Origin of the sequence: Streptomyces sp. WAC 06738, from assembly GCF_003945505.1 — a bacterium.
Lineage (GTDB): Bacteria > Actinomycetota > Actinomycetes > Streptomycetales > Streptomycetaceae > Streptomyces.
Map to the genome: position 1 here is coordinate 1837906 of NZ_CP029618.1, position 17494 is coordinate 1855399.

Annotated in this window: 13 protein-coding genes and 4 pseudogenes; 4 read left to right on the forward strand and 13 right to left on the reverse strand. The window is 68.0% G+C overall.

Annotated features, from left to right (window positions below):
* The first annotated feature begins 28 nt into the window (after positions 1 to 28).
* Together DMB38_RS07700 and DMB38_RS36665 are read left to right on the forward strand one after the other, a co-directional pair.
* On the forward strand, positions 29 to 403 hold the full coding sequence (locus tag DMB38_RS07700) for a winged helix-turn-helix domain-containing protein (protein WP_125934524.1): 375 nt from the start codon (positions 29 to 31) through the stop codon (positions 401 to 403).
* A pseudogene (locus DMB38_RS36665) lies at positions 400 to 807 on the forward strand (IS630 family transposase). The gene DMB38_RS07700 and the pseudogene DMB38_RS36665 overlap by 4 nt, the downstream one beginning before the upstream one ends.
* 122 nt (positions 808 to 929) lie before the next feature.
* Here DMB38_RS36665 and DMB38_RS07710 read toward each other — a convergent pair.
* A complete protein-coding gene (locus tag DMB38_RS07710) occupies positions 930 to 2198 on the reverse strand; it encodes a S1 family peptidase (RefSeq protein ID WP_125934525.1) in 1269 nt (422 codons plus the stop codon).
* 82 nt (positions 2199 to 2280) lie between these two features.
* Entirely contained in the window at positions 2281 to 3600 is a 1320-nt protein-coding gene (locus DMB38_RS07715; protein WP_125934526.1) for a hypothetical protein, read from the reverse strand.
* A 756-nt stretch (positions 3601 to 4356) separates the two neighbouring features.
* Between DMB38_RS07715 and DMB38_RS07720 the strand changes: the two are divergent.
* Together DMB38_RS07720 and DMB38_RS36670 are read left to right on the forward strand one after the other, a co-directional pair.
* Positions 4357 to 4452 (forward strand): annotated as a pseudogene (locus DMB38_RS07720) (IS5/IS1182 family transposase); the annotation flags it as partial.
* A gap of 54 nt (positions 4453 to 4506) precedes the next feature.
* Positions 4507 to 4635 (forward strand): annotated as a pseudogene (locus DMB38_RS36670) (NADP-dependent oxidoreductase); the annotation flags it as partial.
* A gap of 283 nt (positions 4636 to 4918) precedes the next feature.
* Here the strand turns inward: DMB38_RS36670 and DMB38_RS07730 are convergent.
* The 11 genes and pseudogenes from DMB38_RS07730 to DMB38_RS07775 form a co-directional block, all read right to left on the reverse strand.
* Positions 4919 to 6358 (reverse strand): hypothetical protein, encoded by a 1440-nt coding sequence (locus DMB38_RS07730; RefSeq protein ID WP_240662809.1) that lies wholly within the window; start codon positions 6356 to 6358, stop codon positions 4919 to 4921.
* Positions 6359 to 6609: 251 nt separating this feature from the next.
* Entirely contained in the window at positions 6610 to 8229 is a 1620-nt protein-coding gene (locus tag DMB38_RS07735; RefSeq protein ID WP_125934527.1) for a helix-turn-helix domain-containing protein, read from the reverse strand.
* 107 nt (positions 8230 to 8336) lie between these two features.
* Positions 8337 to 11195 carry a BTAD domain-containing putative transcriptional regulator gene (locus DMB38_RS07740; RefSeq protein ID WP_125934528.1) on the reverse strand — a complete coding sequence of 953 codons (2859 nt, stop codon included), beginning with the start codon at positions 11193 to 11195 and terminating at the stop codon, positions 8337 to 8339.
* A 1635-nt stretch (positions 11196 to 12830) separates the two neighbouring features.
* Entirely contained in the window at positions 12831 to 13016 is a 186-nt protein-coding gene (locus DMB38_RS07745; RefSeq protein WP_125934529.1) for a hypothetical protein, read from the reverse strand.
* A 152-nt stretch (positions 13017 to 13168) separates the two neighbouring features.
* Positions 13169 to 13594, reverse strand: a complete 426-nt coding sequence (locus DMB38_RS07750; RefSeq protein WP_125934530.1) for a hypothetical protein — start codon at positions 13592 to 13594, stop codon at positions 13169 to 13171.
* Between the two features lie 466 nt (positions 13595 to 14060).
* Positions 14061 to 14396: a zinc-ribbon domain-containing protein gene (locus tag DMB38_RS07755; RefSeq protein WP_125934531.1), complete on the reverse strand. Its 336-nt coding sequence runs from the start codon at positions 14394 to 14396 to the stop codon at positions 14061 to 14063.
* A gap of 282 nt (positions 14397 to 14678) precedes the next feature.
* Positions 14679 to 15053, reverse strand: coding sequence for a hypothetical protein (locus DMB38_RS07760; protein ID WP_125934532.1), 375 nt, complete (start codon positions 15051 to 15053; stop codon positions 14679 to 14681).
* 313 nt (positions 15054 to 15366) lie between these two features.
* Entirely contained in the window at positions 15367 to 15861 is a 495-nt protein-coding gene (locus DMB38_RS36425; RefSeq protein ID WP_125934533.1) for a hemerythrin domain-containing protein, read from the reverse strand.
* Positions 15853 to 16112: pseudogene (locus DMB38_RS36040) on the reverse strand (transposase family protein); the annotation flags it as partial. The pseudogene DMB38_RS36040 and the gene DMB38_RS36425, both read right to left, overlap by 9 nt.
* A gap of 324 nt (positions 16113 to 16436) precedes the next feature.
* The gene (locus DMB38_RS07770) at positions 16437 to 16886 is read right to left on the reverse strand and encodes a hypothetical protein (RefSeq protein WP_125934534.1); all 450 of its coding nucleotides are present in this window, start codon (positions 16884 to 16886) and stop codon (positions 16437 to 16439) included.
* A 54-nt stretch (positions 16887 to 16940) separates the two neighbouring features.
* On the reverse strand, positions 16941 to 17351 hold the full coding sequence (locus tag DMB38_RS07775) for a hypothetical protein (protein ID WP_125934535.1): 411 nt from the start codon (positions 17349 to 17351) through the stop codon (positions 16941 to 16943).
* Positions 17352 to 17494: the final 143 nt, after the last annotated feature.

A 17494-nucleotide genomic window follows, 5' to 3' on the forward strand; every position in this document is an offset into this window, starting at 1 on the left:
CAGCGAAGTTACTGAGCTTCAAAGGGTGGTGTCGTGTGGGCTGACCGATGAACGGCGGGCCTTCCGCGAGAAGTTACGACTTGAGGCGGCCGAGCGGTTCAGGGCCGGCGACGACAACGCGGTGATCGCCCGTGACCTGCACGGCTGGCCGGACCAGACCTGGCCCCTGTCGCGCATCAAGACCTTGATCGGGCGCCGGTTCCACAAGAGCTACACCGTGCAGGGCGTGGCCGCGCTGTTCAAGCGGCACGGCTGGAGCTGCCAGGTCCCGGCCCGCCGCGCGAGGGAGCGCAACGAGGCGGCGGTGGCCGGCCGGGTGAAGGAGACCTGGCCACAGGTGGAAGGACCGCGGCGGCGCTCGGCGCCTGGCTGGTCTTCGAAGACGAAGCCGGATTCTCGATGACGCCGCCGACGACCCGCACCTGGTCCCGCCGGGGCCACACCCCCCGTTGTCCGCGGTGCGGGGCCGCTCCCGCCGCCGCTTATCGGTGGCCGCCCTGGTCTGCCACAAGCCCGGCCGACGCCCCGGCTGATCTACCGGCCCTGCCCAGACGCCCGGCCCGACGGCCGCAAGCACTTCTCCTGGAAGCACTTCCGCGACCTGATCCAGACCGCCCACCACCAACTCGGCGGACCGATCGTGCGCTGCGGCGCACCACCTTGGCCAACCGCGCCTTCGCCAACCCCGACGACCTGACCACCACCGTCCGCCAAGGGCTACGCAAGCTCCCATACCGCCCCGACGTGACTGAGCGCGATCTTGAGCCGTTCACGAAGCGCGGAAGGGCCTCAGATCGAGGACCTTGATCGTATACGTGGGGCGGATCCTGCGACGCTGCGAAGTGCTGTACACGAATTGCCCCATGGACCAGCTTGGCGGCGCCGGAACCGCCCGCGGCACCACCACCCTCACCAACCTGCGCACCCAGCTACGAAATCCGGATCTCCACCTCCTTCCCGAGGGCGTCCCGCACAGCCGGCAGCGTACTGAAATAGGACACGCCGTCCGCTGTGTGGCAGCCGTCCGAGCTGTCGCTGTGGATGCCGTACGCCGTACGCCGGTCGTCCGACTTGCGGTACCACCCGCCTCCGCTGTCACCACGGCAGGCGTCCAGGCCGCTCACCCGCGCCATGCCCCGATGGCTGCTGTTGACCGCGTCCAGCACTCCGCAGCGGTTTCCGGCCGAGGAGTTCCGTGCCGTCAGGCACACGGTCTGGCCTGCCTGCATCGCACTCTCGCTGTCGATGCGGGCGTTCACCGCAAAGGGCGGCTCGCCGTCGCCGTTCGGCCGGTAGATCCAGCCGAAGCTGGCATTCAGCCAGTACGGGTTGCTGATCCGGATCGCCAGCGCGTCGACGTCACCGGAGTTCTGATGCTCCTCCACCTTTCCGAACTCGTGCGTGTAATGTCCGAACGTATCGCCGATCCCGCCGCAGTGGCCTGCGGTGATGACGTACTTGCGGCCCGGGTTCACTGTGTCGCGGGCGGTGAATCCCAGCGAGCACGTCCGGTTGTCCTGCTCCCCCTTCCACTGCTCCAGGCCGCTGCGCAGCGGACGGTCGCAGTGCGCCCGGCTCGGGCACGCGTCCGCGACGACATCAAGGTCCTTCTCCCGCGGCTGGACGGCGATGCTGTCCGGGATGGACGCACGGCGCCCTTGCAGCCCGGCCAGATCGGCGTCCGTCGGCTGCACGACGACCCGGTTGGCCTGGACGTCGATGCCCGCGTGACCCCTGGCCGCGTTGCCGAGCACGGGGTGCGTGCCCGCGAGGAGCCGGTTCATATCGGCGGTCAGGTCGCGTTGCGTGAACTCCACCTGGTGGACCTTGGTCTTGATTCCCTTGTCCGCGGCGAGCCCGGCGTAGCGGTCGGCTGCCTCGGCGGTGGTGGCCTGCAGGTGCTGGGTACCGGTCGCCCCGTCGTACCACGAACCGCCGAACGTCGTGGCATCGGCCGTCGCCAGATCGCTGATCAGCGCGGCCCGGGCGTCCTCGGCGTTTATCCGCTGCCGGGCGTCCTCGTCGCTCACTCCTGGGAACGCACGCTGGAACGCCCGAATCGCCTCCCCGGTCTCGGCGGCCGGCTCCGATGCCGGGCCGGCCGCCGTGGACACGCGTGATGACGCTTCCGCGAATGCGCCCGCGGGGGATGCGTACAACGCTCCGCCCACGGCCATCGCCGCCGCCGTGAGCGCCACCAGCGCTCGTCGCCACTCTCGTGCTCTTGGCACGTCGTGCTCCTTCCGTCGGACACGTGGCCCAGTCAGGTCCCGAAGCCGGTCAGCGGGTGTGGACGGTCACATCCAGATAAGCCTGGGTCTTTCCGATGGGGGTGAAGATGTCGTAGCTGCCGCCTTGGTCGCCGTGGCAGCCTTCGGATCCGCCCTTGTGAATGCCGTAGGCGATCCGCCCGTTGTCTGTCTTCCGGTACCACCCGCCACCGCTGTCACCGGGGCATGCGTCGTGTCCCGTCACCAAGTAGAAGCCGGCCCCGGTGAGACCGTTGATCGTGCCGCAGACGCCCGTGCTTCCGTTGTGCTTCGCGGCCAGACACACGGTCTGCCCGGCCTGAATTCCGGCCTCGCTGGTCAGCCGGCCGGTCACCTTGTACGGGTTGTCCTTGTTTTTGGAGTTGTAGATCCAGCCCAGCGGCAAGTCCAGCCAGTGCGGATTCTCGATTCTGACCCTGGCCACGTCGAAATTGGCGCCGTCATCGATCTGCTTGTCGAGGTGCCCGATCGACCAGTTGTTGTGCTTGAACAGGGCGCCCGGCTCACCGCAGTGGGCTGCGGTGAGCGCGAACTTGCGTTTCGGATGGTTCTTCTCGTAGGCGGTGAAGCCCAGCGAGCAGCCCAGGTCGGGGTCGTGGCGGACGTTCGTCACCTCGATGCCGCTGCGCAGCGGTTTGCTGCAGTTGAACCTCGAATTGCACACTTCGTCGACGATCGGATTTCCGGCCGGGTCGGTGGTGCTTCGTGGCTTGACCTTGAAGGTGTCCGGCACGGCCAGGACGTCGCTGCGCGTGCGCGCCGCCTTCAGGTCGGAGTTCGTCAGCCCTGCCACCACCCGATTCGCCTTCACGTCCACGGCAGCGTCGCCCTTGGCGGCATCGCCCAGCACCGGATGCTCACCCGCGCGCGCCTGATCGGCTTCGGCCGTCAGCCGCGCATAGCTGTAATCCACCTGGTGGACCTCGGCCTTGATCCCCCTGTCCGCGGCGAGCACCGTAAACCGGCCGGCGGCCTCGGGGGTGGTGGCCTGCAGGTGCTGAGTGTCGGTCGCCCCGTCGTACCAGGAGCCGCCGAACGTGTCGGCGTCGTCCTCCGCCAGCTTCGTGATGAGGGCGACCCGTCCGTCTTCGGCTTTTATTCGCCGCCAGGCATCCGCATCGTCCACTCCGGGAAACGCCTCCTGGAAAGCCCGAACGGCATCCTGGTCTTCGGCGGTCAGGTCGGTGACGGTACCCGCACCGGCGATAGCCGCGGCGCCGTCCTGCCCGATCGCCCCACTGGCCGGCGATACGTACAACGCGCCGCCGACGACGCCCCCGGCAGCCGCAACCGCGAGCGTCGTCCGCCATCTTCCTCGTATCTTAGCCATTCTGTTCCTCTCCTACGTCCAGATCTCGGGGTTCTCCGCAGAGCGGGTTGCAGACTCCTTGACACACGCCGGTCCAGGTCATGACGGATAAAGGGGGATCGCGGTGCGCCAATCCGGCTGAGGCAACCGACGGGGATGACGGCCCACGAACATCTTGAACACGGGGATATCGTGGACCGCCGAGGGAGTGGGACCACCGTCGTGGATACCCGCTGAGGCCATCCCGTGCGTGATCCGCTGGCATCCCGGCAAGCGCGGCCGGTTGAGCGAGATCGCGGACGGGATCTACTGTTTTGTCGAGGCGCGATTTCCCCAGGCGTTGAGGCAGCGCTTGCCGGTGCTCAAATGATTCGAAGGCGACGGGAAACGCGCCGGACCGGCTGAACTGCGGCAATGCTGCTCTCGAAAGCAGTTAACAGCAAGGCAGGAGGCGACGGAAGAGGTTACCGGCTCTTGCCAGAATCCGTTAAGGTTTCTGCAAGAACCGGTGCCCGTCAGATGCGTCGGCACGGCAGCCGTAAGTCTTGATCGTCGCGGTGGTGTCAGTAGTTGCTGCTGCGGTGATGTTGTTCCAGCGCCGGTGGCAGGCTGCGGCTCGATGCTGGTGGCGGCAGCGCGAGGCGGACCAGTGCAGGACGTGGTCGACGTCGCGGCGGGGTACCGGGAGTGCGGTTGACGCGCAGGATGACGAGGAGTTCGCGGCCGTTGGGGGGAACGAGTTCGCGGTGGGTGACGTCTGCGGGTGGGCGAGGTCAGGACCGCGGCCTCGCCTTGCTTCACGGCTTCCGACGCCTGCGCAGCCGCTGGGAACGCAGGGCCGACATCCACGAAGCGTTCCTCAAACTCGCCTGATGCCTCATCACCCATCGACAACCCAGCTCATGGTATTAGCCGTTGTCCCTCCCAATGCAGTTCTCCGAGTACGGCACGGCTGACGTACTGCGTGTCGTCGACGTTCCGCCGCCCACCGCGGGCCCCGGACAGGTGCGGCTCGCGGTGCGGGCCTCGGGTGTCAACCCGGTCGACTGGAAGATCCTGCACGGCTACATGAGCCGGGTGATACCCCCTCGACCTCGCCGAAGCTGTCACCCAGCGCAACGGCGCCTTCATCCACCTCACCGCGCCGGTCGATGTCGTGCACGCACGTCTCCTCCTCCGCGACGGACATGCCGACGTATCGAACGCTCTCACCAACCTGCTCGCCGGCCACGAACGTGTCTTCCGGACCTGGCCGACTACGCTGGTGGGCCGGGACAGCTCGCGGGCGACAATGACGGCAAGGTGCAGGTGGTCGGCGAAGGCCGCGTCGTGAGCAGTCCTAGCGCCTGTGCAGGACCTGGACTGCCGGGGTGTCGCCGCCGCCGATCAGTGGGAGGAACAGCGCGGTGTCGCGCAGCGGGCGGAAGGGGAGGTCGGTGCCGGGTGGGAGGGCCTCGGGTTCGCCGTCGGCGAGGTCGACCTGGATTCCGGTCTGCGGGCCCTCGGTCTCCTCGGTCACGTACCCGTAGCCGATCCCGTCGTCGGTGACGGAGAGCAGGTGCATCTCCTTGCGGTCGCCGTCACCGGCCACGCAGACGCCCTCGCCGGTCTTCAGGTCGAACGCCGCCGGACCTGCCGCCGCGTAGCGGCCGCCGGGCGACACGGACAGCTCCGGCGTCCGGCCGGATCCCCGTTCCCGTAGGCTCCCCTGCTCCGCCACGTCGTCCGCGTCGCAGTCCACCTGCGCCTGGAGCTCCCCGGTCCGCGCGTCGTGCAGCGACCACTTCCACCGGCCGTCGATCCCCGCCTCGCCGACCCGCCACGCGGCGGCCACATGCCCGGGGGAAGCGGCCGTCACCCGGCCGTTGATCTCGTCGCCGTACGGGTCCTTCCACACCCCTTCGGGCGCGAAGTCCTCGTTGAACCAGCGCCCCGGGATGCCGAAGCCACCGGTCTCCATGCTCACCACGGGCCCTTCGCCGCCCGCCCCGACGACCTTCCCGCCGCCGATGCACGACGCCGGGCCGCACTGCGGCATGTCCAGGTCCTCGTAGCCGAATGCGTTGCGCTTGCCGGTCGTCAGGTCCACGGACACGCCGTAGGTGTCCGAGCCGACGGGATCCCAGGTGACCAGCGCCCCGTCACCGCCGTCGCGCACCTGCACCCCTGACGGGGCGTCCACCGGCACGGAGACCTGCCGCGCGGGCACCGTCCCGTCGCCGGAGCCGTCCGCGGGGAAGACCGCCAGGCGCACGACCTCCTTGCCGTCGTGCAACTCGTCCTTGCCCTCCATGCCGTGGGCCCACACCACGACGTACTCGCGGCCGTCCTGCTCCACCGTGGCCACGCTCGGAACCCCCGCTGCCCCGTCCGCCGACGGCTCCTCGACCGGCGACGGCGGGGTCCACGGCTTGCTCGACCAGCGCAGCTCGCCGGAACCCGCGTCACGGGCCTCGACGGTGAAGCCGCCGGAGGCGCCGAGGAGATACGCCACCGTGTCCGCCCGCGGCGCCACCGTCACGGGCATCGCCGGCGCGGTCGACCCCGCCATCCACTCCAGCGGCTGCGACCAGCCCTTGCCCTTGTCGTAGGCCTTCGGCACCGGTGCGTCCCCCACCCGCCCGGCCGCCTGCCCGCCTTCCGCCCCGCCTGTCGCCCCCGCCTTGCCGGGACCGCCGGAGCCGTCCTCCTCGCCCCCGGAACCGGACCCGCAGGCCGCGATCAGACCAAGCACCGCCACGGTCCCGACCACCGACACCATCCGCATGAACTCCCCCACGATCCGCCGATCCCACCGATCCAGCGCGCCACCCTACAGACGCCCGCTACTCGTGCGGCAAGCTGAGCCTCCTATCGACGAGGATGCAAGCTGCGCGGCTGGGCGAGCGGCTTGCAGGCGGCCGATTACGCCCAAGCGGGCGCAGATGCGTGCTGCATTGAATTGCGGCCAGCAGATATGCGCGTCTCCTCCTGATGAAGCGGCCTGGGCCGGGCAGACGGTTCTAGCCAAAGCCTTGCAGTGCACGGTGGTCAGACGGCCCGGGCGGTACTGATGTGGAGAGCGTGGACGACGTCGTGGATGCCGGCCCCGGCGGTCAGCAGATCGCGGCGGAGATGGGCTTCGGCGGTGCGCAGGTGGGCGCGGACGGTGTTGCGGCTGATGCCGAGGTGGCGGGCGGCCTGCTGACCGTCGGTGTTGGCGTCGATCCACGCATGAAGGGTGCGGCGCTGCAGGGGTTGCAGCGGCAGCAGGAACGTACGGGCCCAGGCTGCGGCGGGTTCGGTGCGCAGCAAGTCGTCCAGGGTGGGTGGTGTTTGGGGCTCATCGGGCTCGTTCGTGGTGCAGCCACCAGTGAGAGCGAGGGCGAGATGGACGGTGGCGCGGGAGCGGACATCGGCGAGATCCAGGCCGAGGGCCCGTTCCGCACGTCTGATGTGGGCGGTGACGGTGTTGCGGCTGAGGTCGAGCAGGCGGGCCACCGCCGCTCGGGGCATGCTCATCAGGAGACGGGTGATGGTGACGGTGGTCTTCGGAAGAGAGTCCAGCGGCCGCAGGAGTGCATGCGCCCAGGCCAGAGCGGCCCGGCGGGGCAAGACACCGTTGAGCGGCGTCTGGCCCTGGTACAAGATCACCCGGCCGGAGGTGGTGCGGGCGGCGGCCAGGGCGTGGGCGGCCTGGCCGTACGCCTCGGCTGTCGCGTCGAGCGGATGCGGACCGCTGACACCCATCGCGTAACCGGGGTTGTCCCGCACCAGACGGCGGAGCACCGGGCCCAGGCCACCGGTGCGGCCGCCGGAGCCTTGCCCGTTCCCACCCCCGGCACCTGCGTCGTCGGCGATGAGGCAGATCAGGTGCTCTTTGAAGACAGGGCAGTGGACCATCAGGTCGGGGCCGTGGTAGCCGGAGGGATCCTGGTAGGCCCGTACGATCCGGTCGCGGTCGGCCGGCAGGCAGTGCAGCAGATGGACTCGCAGTCGGTCGGCCTCCAGCAATGGTGGGACGGCGCCGGTCGTCATGCGACGGGCCAGCAGCGGCTCGCCCGCCAGCAGCGCCGAGAGCACGCCGAACCTCACCTGGCGCGCCTTGTACTGGAAACCGCGCCAGGTCCGCTCGCCGTCCGTGGCACGGCGCAGCAGCGCGATGACAGTGCCGGTGTGCGAGATCAGCGCGGTGGTCTCCGAACTCAGCACCGACCGATCGGCAGCCACCAGTACAGAGCGCGAGTCGTGCACGCCGACAGTCTCACAGCGTACGTTCCACAGGTCGGCCTGGGCAGCGGCCGCGGCCAACTGCCCGACACCCATTCGCGCGAGCAGCGGAGTGAGCGCAGGCAGAATCTCTCGGGGAAAGCCTGCGGTGGACGACTCCACCGTGTTTCCGTCCTCAGCGACCAGCGCGAAGTCCACGCCGGTGTGCCGGTGCAGCCAGTCCAAGACCTCCCGCGTGTCCGGCCTGTGTCCGCGGTATACCTGGCGTCTCACCTCACGCAGCAGCCCGTCGAGCCCTGTGCCATCCCCACGCGCCTCTGCCGCGTCCACCGGCCCCACCCGCCTCTGCCGACCCCCGCGCTCCGTTTTCGCCAGAACACCGCCAACCTGCGGATTGCCGGCCACCGATCCCACCTGACCCTCCGAGGTCTGCACGGCCATACTCGCTCCCAACTCTGACGGGCGGGACCGGTATCGGCATTCTGGCGGAAGCCTCTTGACGGAACCTGGACGGGCCCGGTCCAGAGGCCGGACGGCGGAGAGGTCGCCTACGCGGCTTGCAGGCGGGAGCGGGGTTCGGCGGCGGCCGGGTGGCGGAGGTCTTCGAAGATGCGCAGGGCTCGTGTCCAGGAGGCCCGGGCGGCGGGGGTGTCGCCGATGTCGGCCTGCGCGTCGCCCAGGGCGGTGTGTGCCTTGGCTGCGTTCAGCAGGTCCGCGGCGTCGGGTGATTCCAGCAGTTCGATCGCGCGCCTGAAGCAGGTGATCGCCTCGTGTGGATCGCCGAGGCGGTGGTGGGCGCGGCCCAGGGTGTCCCAGGTGATGCCCATGAAGTACAGGTCGCCCACGCTCTCCTGTACGGCCAGTGCCAGCCGAGAGCGGGCGAGCGACAACTCGGGCTTTCCGAGCAGGCCGTGGATCCAGCCGATGATGTTGAGTTCGCGGCCCTGGCCGCGGCGGTCACCGGCCTGGCGGTAGAGGGCGAGGGATGTGCGTGCATGCCGGAGGGCCGGCACCGGGTCGTCCTGCACCTCGTGCAGGTTGGCTATGTAGTGGTGGACCTCCGCCTGACCGGCAAGGTCGTCATGGGCGCGGAAGAGCTCGTAGGCGCTGTCCAGACGTTCGCGGGCCTGATCGAGGTCGCCCAGGCGGAAGGCGGAGCGGGCCTGGTCGCACAGGACGGCGGCCAGCTCGGCGTCGCCCGCGGGGTCGCCGCCCGTCCGGCGGGCCGTCGCGAGGACAGTCCGCAACAGCCGGCCCTGCTCGATCCAGCGCCCGTCACGGTCGAGGTAGGTGCCCAGCCTGCGGCCCAGGCGGACGGCGTGGCCGTCGAGCCCGGCGCTCGCGGCGAGTCGCACGGCGTCGGTGAGCGTGCGCCGTTCGGTGGCGAACCAGGCGAAGGCCGGACCCGCCTCGGCGAACACCTCGGGAGTGACACCGGACGGGGCAGGGCCGAGGTCCGTGAGCCGGTCACGGTGTGCCCACAGGGTCCGGCACGCGCCGTGCGCCGAGTGCAGGTAGTAATCGAGCACCCGCCCCACGGCTGCTCGGCGCTGTTCTTCCTCCTCCTCTTCGCGCGCCAGCTCGGCGGCGTAGTCACGCAGCAGGTCGTGCATGGCGAACCTGCCGGGCATTCGCTCGTCGAGCACGCTGGCCCAGGTCAACTCGCGTAGGAGAGGGCGGGTCTGCGGCGGCCCGATACCAGCCAGGGCGGCTGCCGCGCCGGTGCTGAACTCCGGTGCCGGGTGGAGGCCGAGCAGCCGGAACAGCCGGGCGGCGGCGGGGCTCAGTACGCGGTACGACCAGGAGAGGACCGTCCGTACGTCCGCCGTCAGCTCGCAGCCGCCGGAGTCGGGCGTACGGTCGGCCAGCGCGGTGAGAGTGATGCCCGGACGTGCGGCGAGGTGGGCGGCGGCCAGGGCCAGGGCCAGCGGCAGCCGTACGCAGCCGTTCACGACGTCCGACACCGCGTCCTGCCGCCCCTCTAACTGCTCGGCTGGCAGGCGCCGGACGAGCAGCTGCCGTGCTTCTTCCGTGCTGAACGGCTCCAGCACGATCTGATCCGCACCCGTCTCGGCGACGAGGCTGGGCAGCCGGTGCCGGCTGGTGATCAGGGTGGCGCATCCCGGTGCTCCGGGCATCAGCGGCAGCACCTGGCAGTCGTCGCGGGCGTTGTCGAGAACCACCAGTACCCGCCGGCCCGCCAGCAGGCTGCGGAACAACCCGGTGCGTGCCTCGGTGCCCTCGGGGATCTGGCTGTCCGGGATCTGCAGGGCCTGCAGAAAGGCCCTCAATACCTCCGCCGGCTCGGCGGGACTGTCCGCCGCTGCGAACCCGCGCAAGTTCACGTACAACTGCCCGTCGGGAAATCGCTCCGCCGCCCGATGGGCCCAGTGCATTGCCAGCGCAGTCTTCCCCACCCCTGCGGTGCCGACCACAGCACAGATCGTCGCGTCCGACGAGCCTCCGCCCGCTCCCGGCAACAATCGGTCCAATCGGTCGAGGTACGTCTCCCGCCCGGTGAACCCGGCCACAGCGGGCGGCAACTGCGCAGGGCGCACGGCCGGCGGGGCATCGCGAGGCGGGACCTGGGACTGCTCCGCGCCGGGTTTGTGCGGCTCCTGACGCCAGTTCAGATCGCGACTCCGGCGGAGAATCTGCTCGTGCAGCCGGCGCAGCTCCGGACCCGGCTCCTCGCCGATCTCATCGACGAGCGCCCGGCGGGTACGAGCGTAAACTTGTAGAGCGTCGGACTGCCGCCCGGAACGGAACAGAGCGACCATCAACTGCCCAGCCAGTGGTTCCGCCAACGGGTTCTCCACGACCTCCGCCGACAAGCCCGCCACCGACTCCGCATGCCGGCCCATCTCCAGCTCCAGCTCGTACCGCTCTGTCAGCAGCGTGACCCGCTCCCGCTCCAACCCGGCCCGCACCTGCTCCGCCCACTGCCCGCGCAGCCCGGCCAGCGGCGTACCACGCCACAGCGCGCCCGCCTCGCCGAGCAACTTCGCCGCCCGCTCCAGATCGTCGGCCCGCTCTGACCTTCCCTGATCCGCCAGTGCGCGAGAGCGTTGGAGATCGACGCTCTCAGGCAAGATGTCCAGCACGTATCCGCCGTTGCCGCGGCGCAACATCGGAGCGTGCGGACTATCCTGTGCGGCCTCCCGCAACAAACCACGCAGCCGGGAGATATACGTATACAGCACGTCACGCGCGCCGCCAGACGACTCATCCCGCCAGACGTGCCTAATCAGCGTCTCAGCCATGACCGGCCGTCCGGGTGACATCGCCAACACAGCCAGTACAGACCGCTGCTGCGGCGGCCCCAGCGGGAATCGCCGACCGTCCGCCCCGCGGAGTTCCACCGGGCCCAGCAGCCGTAACTCGCTCACGCCGTCGATCCTCCACATTCTCTGTTTCGGCTCTTCGGCCCACGTCGGCGAGAGCGCCGCCCGAAACCACGGTCATGACGGCACGAGGACGTCAGGCTGCAGCAGAAGGTAACGACGGTGCGGGGGTTACACAGTGAGACCCATGCCCGGGTATGAGAAACCGTCGGATACAAGAATGTCTTGACCGAAGAAGAACAATGCCTGGTTAGGTCGATGGTCGATCGCCCACGTCGCCACGAGATCATGTTGCGCATACTCGCCTCACCCGCGGCTGAGGACGACGCTCTGCGGGAGGCGTCGACAATGCCACGGGGCCGTTCCTTCTGTTGCAAGGGTCAGCGCCAGGTCGGCATAGCGTGCTACGGCCAGTCCGGTGAGCGAGATTTCCCTGCCAGTTGCCACGACGCTCTCCTTGACGGGAAGTTGTCGACTGGTCGAAAGCTACTTACACACGGTGGACATCGACCAGTTCACTCTTCGGTTCGATGAACAGACCGCACTCGCTGGACGGGCGTCTTCGTTCACTGCGCATCAGATGGACCGTCACCGTGACGGTAGGCGAGGCCCTACCCAGGGGGCAATGTGCACGGTGCTCAATTCCGGGTTCCGGTTGTGCACGATGCTCATACTGCTCGGAGGCTGGCAGGGCGGCGAGGATGCGGGAAGCTGGTCGTGGCGTATGCCGGGGCGAGCACGCTGGTCCGGTGCCATCCGCGGCCAGGCGACCAGAGGCTTCGACAGCAACCATGGCTGCGACACCTCTGGTGACATGGCTCTCTCCCCCCATGGCTGACGGCGTCAACGGTGCATGCAAGGGCGTCTGGCATGGCCTCCGACCCCGGGACCACTCAGGTCGCGCGGCACCTGAGGCCGAGGCACGTACGATGCCCAGATTCTCAGATGTGGGCCGCAAGCGGCCCTGGCCGCAGGCGACTGTCCCGGTCGAGCCACTTGGGGGCGGATCGGGGTGCCTGTCGTAGAGACCCTGCGCATTTCCCGCACCGCTAGGTGCGCCTTCGGTACGGCCGTGTCAAGTCTCGTCAAGGAGGGACTTTCCCCTGATCGATCCAAAGACCGTGAGCACGTTGGACCCGGCACCGCTCAACAGAGCGCGGCGCCGGGTCCGACGCGCATGGCGAGGGTCGCACGCGGCCTGCAGCGAGCACCGTGCGCCTCCAGACCCCCGAGAGCCACGATGCCCGAGCTTTCCCTGTGCTTCGGATCTTCGGGTCGGGTCATCCGTCTCCTGGGGACACGAAGCGACGTTCTCGGCGTATCGCCACGCCGGTCATGCGGCGAAGACCCCTTCGCCCTCCATCGACCGGCGTCACGGCAGGCTGCTGAGGTTGGCGGTTTCGCCGTGACTGCCGGTTACAGCCGACATCGCCGACCGCTGTTCGCTTGTGCATTGCTGATGACCCCGGCGCCGCCGAACGGGGGCTCAATCGGCGCCGGGGTCCTGTCGGCCCCGGCGCCGCTTAACGGGGGTATGGGCGGCGTCGTCAGGCCGACGATGGTGGAGCGGAGATGAACTCCGCTATAGGGTGGCCAGGCTGTAGGTGGCGCTCGTTCCGGTCTGCTCTCCGGTGTCGACTTGCTCCGACTCGCCATCGCACACAGTCCAGTTGTCGCTGTAACGGCCGATCCGTACGGTCAGGCGCGTGCATTCGCCGTCGTCCAGGTGCTCTGCAACTGTCCGGTCACCCGAATCGTGCCGTCGTCCGTGCAACTGGTAAGCGTGGCCCGGGCGCCAGAGCCGACGACAGCCTGCGTGGTGCAGGCCGCCGTCTTCGCGAAGGGAATGCCGTCGGCGAGGGCCGGGGCGGCGGTAGCGGCCATAATGCCCTCCGGTGGCGACGGCGACGACGCCCAGGATCCTTGAGATGATGCGCAATGCCTGGCAGACCGCGCGTGACCCTCGCCATGCGCGTGCGACCGGCGCCGCGCTCCGTGGAGCGGCACCAGGCCCGACAATTCGGTGTGGGGATCAGTCAGGGGAAAGTCGGCTGGTTGAGGCAGGACTCCGAACTCCCGCCGTTGGTCAGCTTGTCGTTGCGGATCCACCCGTACGAGCTCTTCAGATCCGGATCGGCGGCGGTGAACCGCACGTGGGTCCAGCGGTACCCGTTGCTGTCGCGGCTGTCGGTCGCGCAGTGGTAGTCGAGGCCGTCGTTGCTGTCCACAACTCGGACCCGACCGCATGTGTACGCAGGACCGGTGTGCTGGCCCGTATCCCACTTGGCATAGCTGCCATTGGGGGTCGGGTCGAGATCCTGCTGCGTCTGGTAGTCGCTACAGAGAGCCTTGACGGTCATCTCATCGCTGTCGGCGGCGTTCGCCGCCCCGGACGTGAGCAGCGCCGCGGCGGCGACAAGACCGGCGCCGAAACCCGCGGCACGTCGTTGTACTGTTGCCATGAGTCATCCTCCGTATGCAGAAGCGGAACTCCCTGATGAGGCCACGGTGGCACGGCCTCATCGAGTATGCGGCCGGCACCTTGTACGCCATCGTGAAGCGACCTGACGCGGCCGCCACCTACTCACCGGCCCGGCCGAGACCGCCCGCCGAGCGAGGAGCGCCGCCCGCGGCCGGCCGTTGTCAAGGCTGGCCACCGAGATGAGGGCCGGCTCCGCCCGGCGATGCCAGGTAGGGGCATGCCTGATACCAGGCGTGGCCTGGCGCACCACGGCCTGACTTCTCGCGGACGGCCCCCCGTTCATCGGTAAGCCCGCGGCCCACGCGAACCTCACGCATCCGGCATACCGCCGCGATCATGAGGCATCAGCCCGCACGACACCAGCTTTGAAGCTCAGCAGGTGTGGAGTCTCGCGACTTCAGCAACACGAAACGCCATACCAGGAGTTGTCATTCGATGGGCCGTTCTCACGAGCTGTAAGGGTTCCGGCCGCCGGTCTGCGGCTGCTGCTGAGGTGCGGGCTCCTGGGCGAAAGGGTTGCCGGTATCCTGCTGGGGCGACGACTGCGGTGCCGCCTGCAGTTGGAACTGCTCGGACTGCTCCTTGGTTATCTGGCCCGACGCCCCACAGAACGTGCACTGGGTGAAGTATTTTGTCGAGACAGGGAACAGCGGGATGAAGAACAGCGTGAACTTCGTGACCCGCTTGAGCAGGCTGTGTGCCGCCGGGTTCCCGCACATGCCGCACAAGAGGTTGATCACGGCGAGCTGGACCGCGGTGCTCCGGGTGCCAAAGATGATCATTGTTCTGTCCGTTCCTTCGGGAGTACCGTCTCGCGATCCTCGGGGTGAGTGATTCATCGTCGTGGAGAGTGAGGAATCTCTGGCCGGTGACCCGTCAACGGTATACAGGATTCGAACGGGCACGTCACTCACTTCGTTCGACCACAGCCTCTGAGTCCGCCACCTGTCCGACACCGGTCCGTCCGCGGCCAACGAGCCAGCGGTCCATCACGTCGCCGGTCCGCGAGACCCAGATCAATCCCTGCCGCAAAGGCCGCTCCCCGGGAGGCCTGCATCTGCGTGTCAGGTGGCGTACTGCTTCCAGGAGGTGCAGCTGAAGGCGCTGACAGCTTCGCACACACGGAAGAAGACCCACTTATCGCCGTCCGGATTGCTTACCGGATACGAGTCGTAGCCGGACATGTCCTTCGGATGGTAGATCCACTTGTTGGGTGTGTGGTCAGCCTTGTACGAGTACTGGACGGCACACTGCTTGCCGTTGACGTCCGTGTCCCAGATCAGGAACATACGGGGCGACGAAATCCACATTACATCACAGCCGCCGTACGGGATGGTCGGTGAGTCCGCGGACGCCGGTCCAACCGTGCCCAACGCAATCGCCGCGGCCGCAATACTCACCGCGGCCGGCTCCACCACACGCTGTGCCAGCGCCTTCATTGTTATCCCCTCACGCAAAACCTTGCCCGTCGCACGAGCCTGTTCCCGGAGCATCCCAGGACGACCTTGATGGGAACTTGACGGGATCAGACGCCGATTGCTGCTGCCCCGGGCAGTATCCGCCCATGTCCTTGACCGACCTGAGTAGCAGACTTCGCGACGCAGATCAGCCGACGCGTGTCCAAGGTGCTGCCCGTGATCGACTTGCGGACGCCCGAGAGCCGCAGGAGTGCCGCTATCTCATGCGGTTCTGCCGGCAACTGACCATGCACCACCAGGAGCGGCAATGCTGCCCGGCCCGGGCCCGGCAGCCTCAGACGGCCGACATCCCGCTCTTTCCGTAGCGCGGCTCCCACAGCCTGCGGTTGACGACGCGCACCGGCGGTGGGAGGTGTGCGAGGAATCGCTCCCGGTCGGCGGCAGGCATCGAGTCGGTGATCCACGGTACGTAGACCGCCGCGCCCCGTATGCCCTGGCGCTCGCGCATCCTGCTTGCGAAGACGCGCCAGTCAGCCGGTGTCAGCACTTCTTGGATGAGCGGCAGTGCGCTCTTCTCCTCGTGATCGAGGCGCTCCACGAGCGACTTCCTCCGGCGGTCCACCTGCTCGACGAGGTCGGCGGCCGGTTCCTCCAGGGCCGCCTCGACGGAGGCCAGCAGCTGGTCGATACGGGCGTGCTCGGCCTCCATGTCCGCCAGCAGGAGCCGGTAGTCGGGCGGGTGCGCCACCTTATCCGTCGGGCGCGGCCACAGAACGTCGTCCTCCACGGTGTGGTGGAGCAGCAGTTGGTGCTTGAAGTTCGAGGTCATGCGGGTGGGGCTGCATCGGGAGCGGCGGGAGATCCGCCATGATTTCAGGCGGGCAACGCCGTGTTCGACGGGTGCCCGTGCCGCGGCCGGGACCGGTTGCGGGTTCTCCGGGTGGGGGTGAGTTCCTGCAGGGGCCTGTGTTTGATGCCCGTGGTCCGATCGGCCACGATGGGAACGCCCTGGCGCTTGCAGATTCGGATGATCCGGTGGGTGTGGGCGGCGGTCAGGTCGTGGGTGCGGCCCGGCAGTGATCGATGACCAACGAGGCCCCGAGCAAGATGATTGAGACGTCAGACATCTCGATCAACAGCCCGGGGCGCCTCGCTCGTCGCCGCCCGCGAACCGTCACCTGATCGGTGACCACCTCGAAGAAGCTCACTGACGGCCAGTGCACAGTTTTCAGACGGTGCGTTCGCCCCGGCCAAGGACGGTGGCAACTGTGGCAACAGGGCCTTCCGGCACTCGGTCGGAATCGCGCTCCGAGCCACCGCGGGGCCCTGCCTCATGCCGCCGTTACGTGAAGACCACACGAGCCGGCGTCCGTTCGATCACCACGTCGGGCCGGTCACACCAACTCAGCAGGCCGTGTCGGGGGTACGGAAGATGCCCTGACCGGACACTTGGAGCAGCCCCTCGTATTCGTAGTTGCACGGGTAGCTGACGCGCCACGTCCTTACAATGTACTCGTTTCTCTCCACTTTGTACCAGGTTGAATCCCAGGTGGCCGTGCTGTCGCTGCTGCCTGCCCTCTTCCAGCCCACCCTTGCGGTGACCTCACTGCCGCAGCACTTGTCATACCGCACGAGGATGCCCTGTCCCTGAGAATCCCGGAACAGGTTGACGCAGAGTTCGCCATTGCTCGGCCCGCCACACTTCGTATCCAGAACTCCCACTGCTCCCGTGGGAGCCTGGCGTGATATTTCCGCGGCGGGATCGGCGCTTTGCGCGTACGCCGGGCCGGCCATGAAAGCTAAGACGGCTATCGACGCCGCAATCCCGGCCACGAACGTCTTCTTTCTTTCCATCTCTATCCTCGCAATCAGCGGGTGTTGTGAGGTGAAAGAACTGATAATCGAGTATCAGCAGCTGGTCGGCGGGGTCTGGAACGTACCCACCCCCTCCACCTGCAACACTCCGACCCATCCCTCGGCGAAACATCCCCAGCTACTTTTCCACACCTGACTGAGGATGTCTCCGGCAGCGACGGAGTGCCACTCGTCCCACCTGGTTCTCGAAGTCTCAGTCTTGAGACCGAGCCGGGCTGTGATCTTGCTTCCGGAGACCTTCTGGTAGAAGACCTGGATTCGTTCGGGTTCTTCGAGAAGCCTGACGCAGAGCTTGCCGTTACTGAGGACCTTGCACCGTTCTGGAATCTGAATTTCCGCCGCCTCCGGTTTGGCTGCGGTCGGCGCCGCGGCCGTCGGCGTGGAAACGAGAGCCGCGCCTGCAGCAACAAGGGCTGCTGCCGTCAGGGTGATTTGTCGTCGCATTCATCCCTCAAGTGATCCGCCTCGATTGACCTGGTAGCAGGGTAAGAAGAAACACACCCGCAGGCCAATATGCACGGCGCTCAATTCCGGGCGCTGGTTGTGCACAGTGCTCAGTGAGCTTCTTCGAGGTGGTCACCGATCAG

Bases quoted from the DNA above. Each gene is read 5' to 3' on its own strand.
- DMB38_RS07715 (WP_125934526.1), bottom strand. From the start codon at position 3,600: ATGGCTAAGATACGAGGAAGATGGCGGACGACGCTCGCGGTTGCGGCT.
- DMB38_RS07735 (WP_125934527.1), bottom strand. From the start codon at position 8,229: ATGGCCGTGCAGACCTCGGAGGGTCAGGTGGGATCGGTGGCCGGCAAT.
- DMB38_RS07740 (WP_125934528.1), bottom strand. From the start codon at position 11,195: ATGTGGAGGATCGACGGCGTGAGCGAGTTACGGCTGCTGGGCCCGGTG.
- DMB38_RS07745 (WP_125934529.1), bottom strand. From the start codon at position 13,016: ATGGCCGCTACCGCCGCCCCGGCCCTCGCCGACGGCATTCCCTTCGCG.
- DMB38_RS07750 (WP_125934530.1), bottom strand. From the start codon at position 13,594: ATGGCAACAGTACAACGACGTGCCGCGGGTTTCGGCGCCGGTCTTGTC.
- DMB38_RS07755 (WP_125934531.1), bottom strand. From the start codon at position 14,396: ATGATCATCTTTGGCACCCGGAGCACCGCGGTCCAGCTCGCCGTGATC.
- DMB38_RS07760 (WP_125934532.1), bottom strand. From the start codon at position 15,053: ATGAAGGCGCTGGCACAGCGTGTGGTGGAGCCGGCCGCGGTGAGTATT.
- DMB38_RS36425 (WP_125934533.1), bottom strand. From the start codon at position 15,861: ATGACCTCGAACTTCAAGCACCAACTGCTGCTCCACCACACCGTGGAG.
- DMB38_RS07770 (WP_125934534.1), bottom strand. From the start codon at position 16,886: ATGGAAAGAAAGAAGACGTTCGTGGCCGGGATTGCGGCGTCGATAGCC.
- DMB38_RS07775 (WP_125934535.1), bottom strand. From the start codon at position 17,351: ATGCGACGACAAATCACCCTGACGGCAGCAGCCCTTGTTGCTGCAGGC.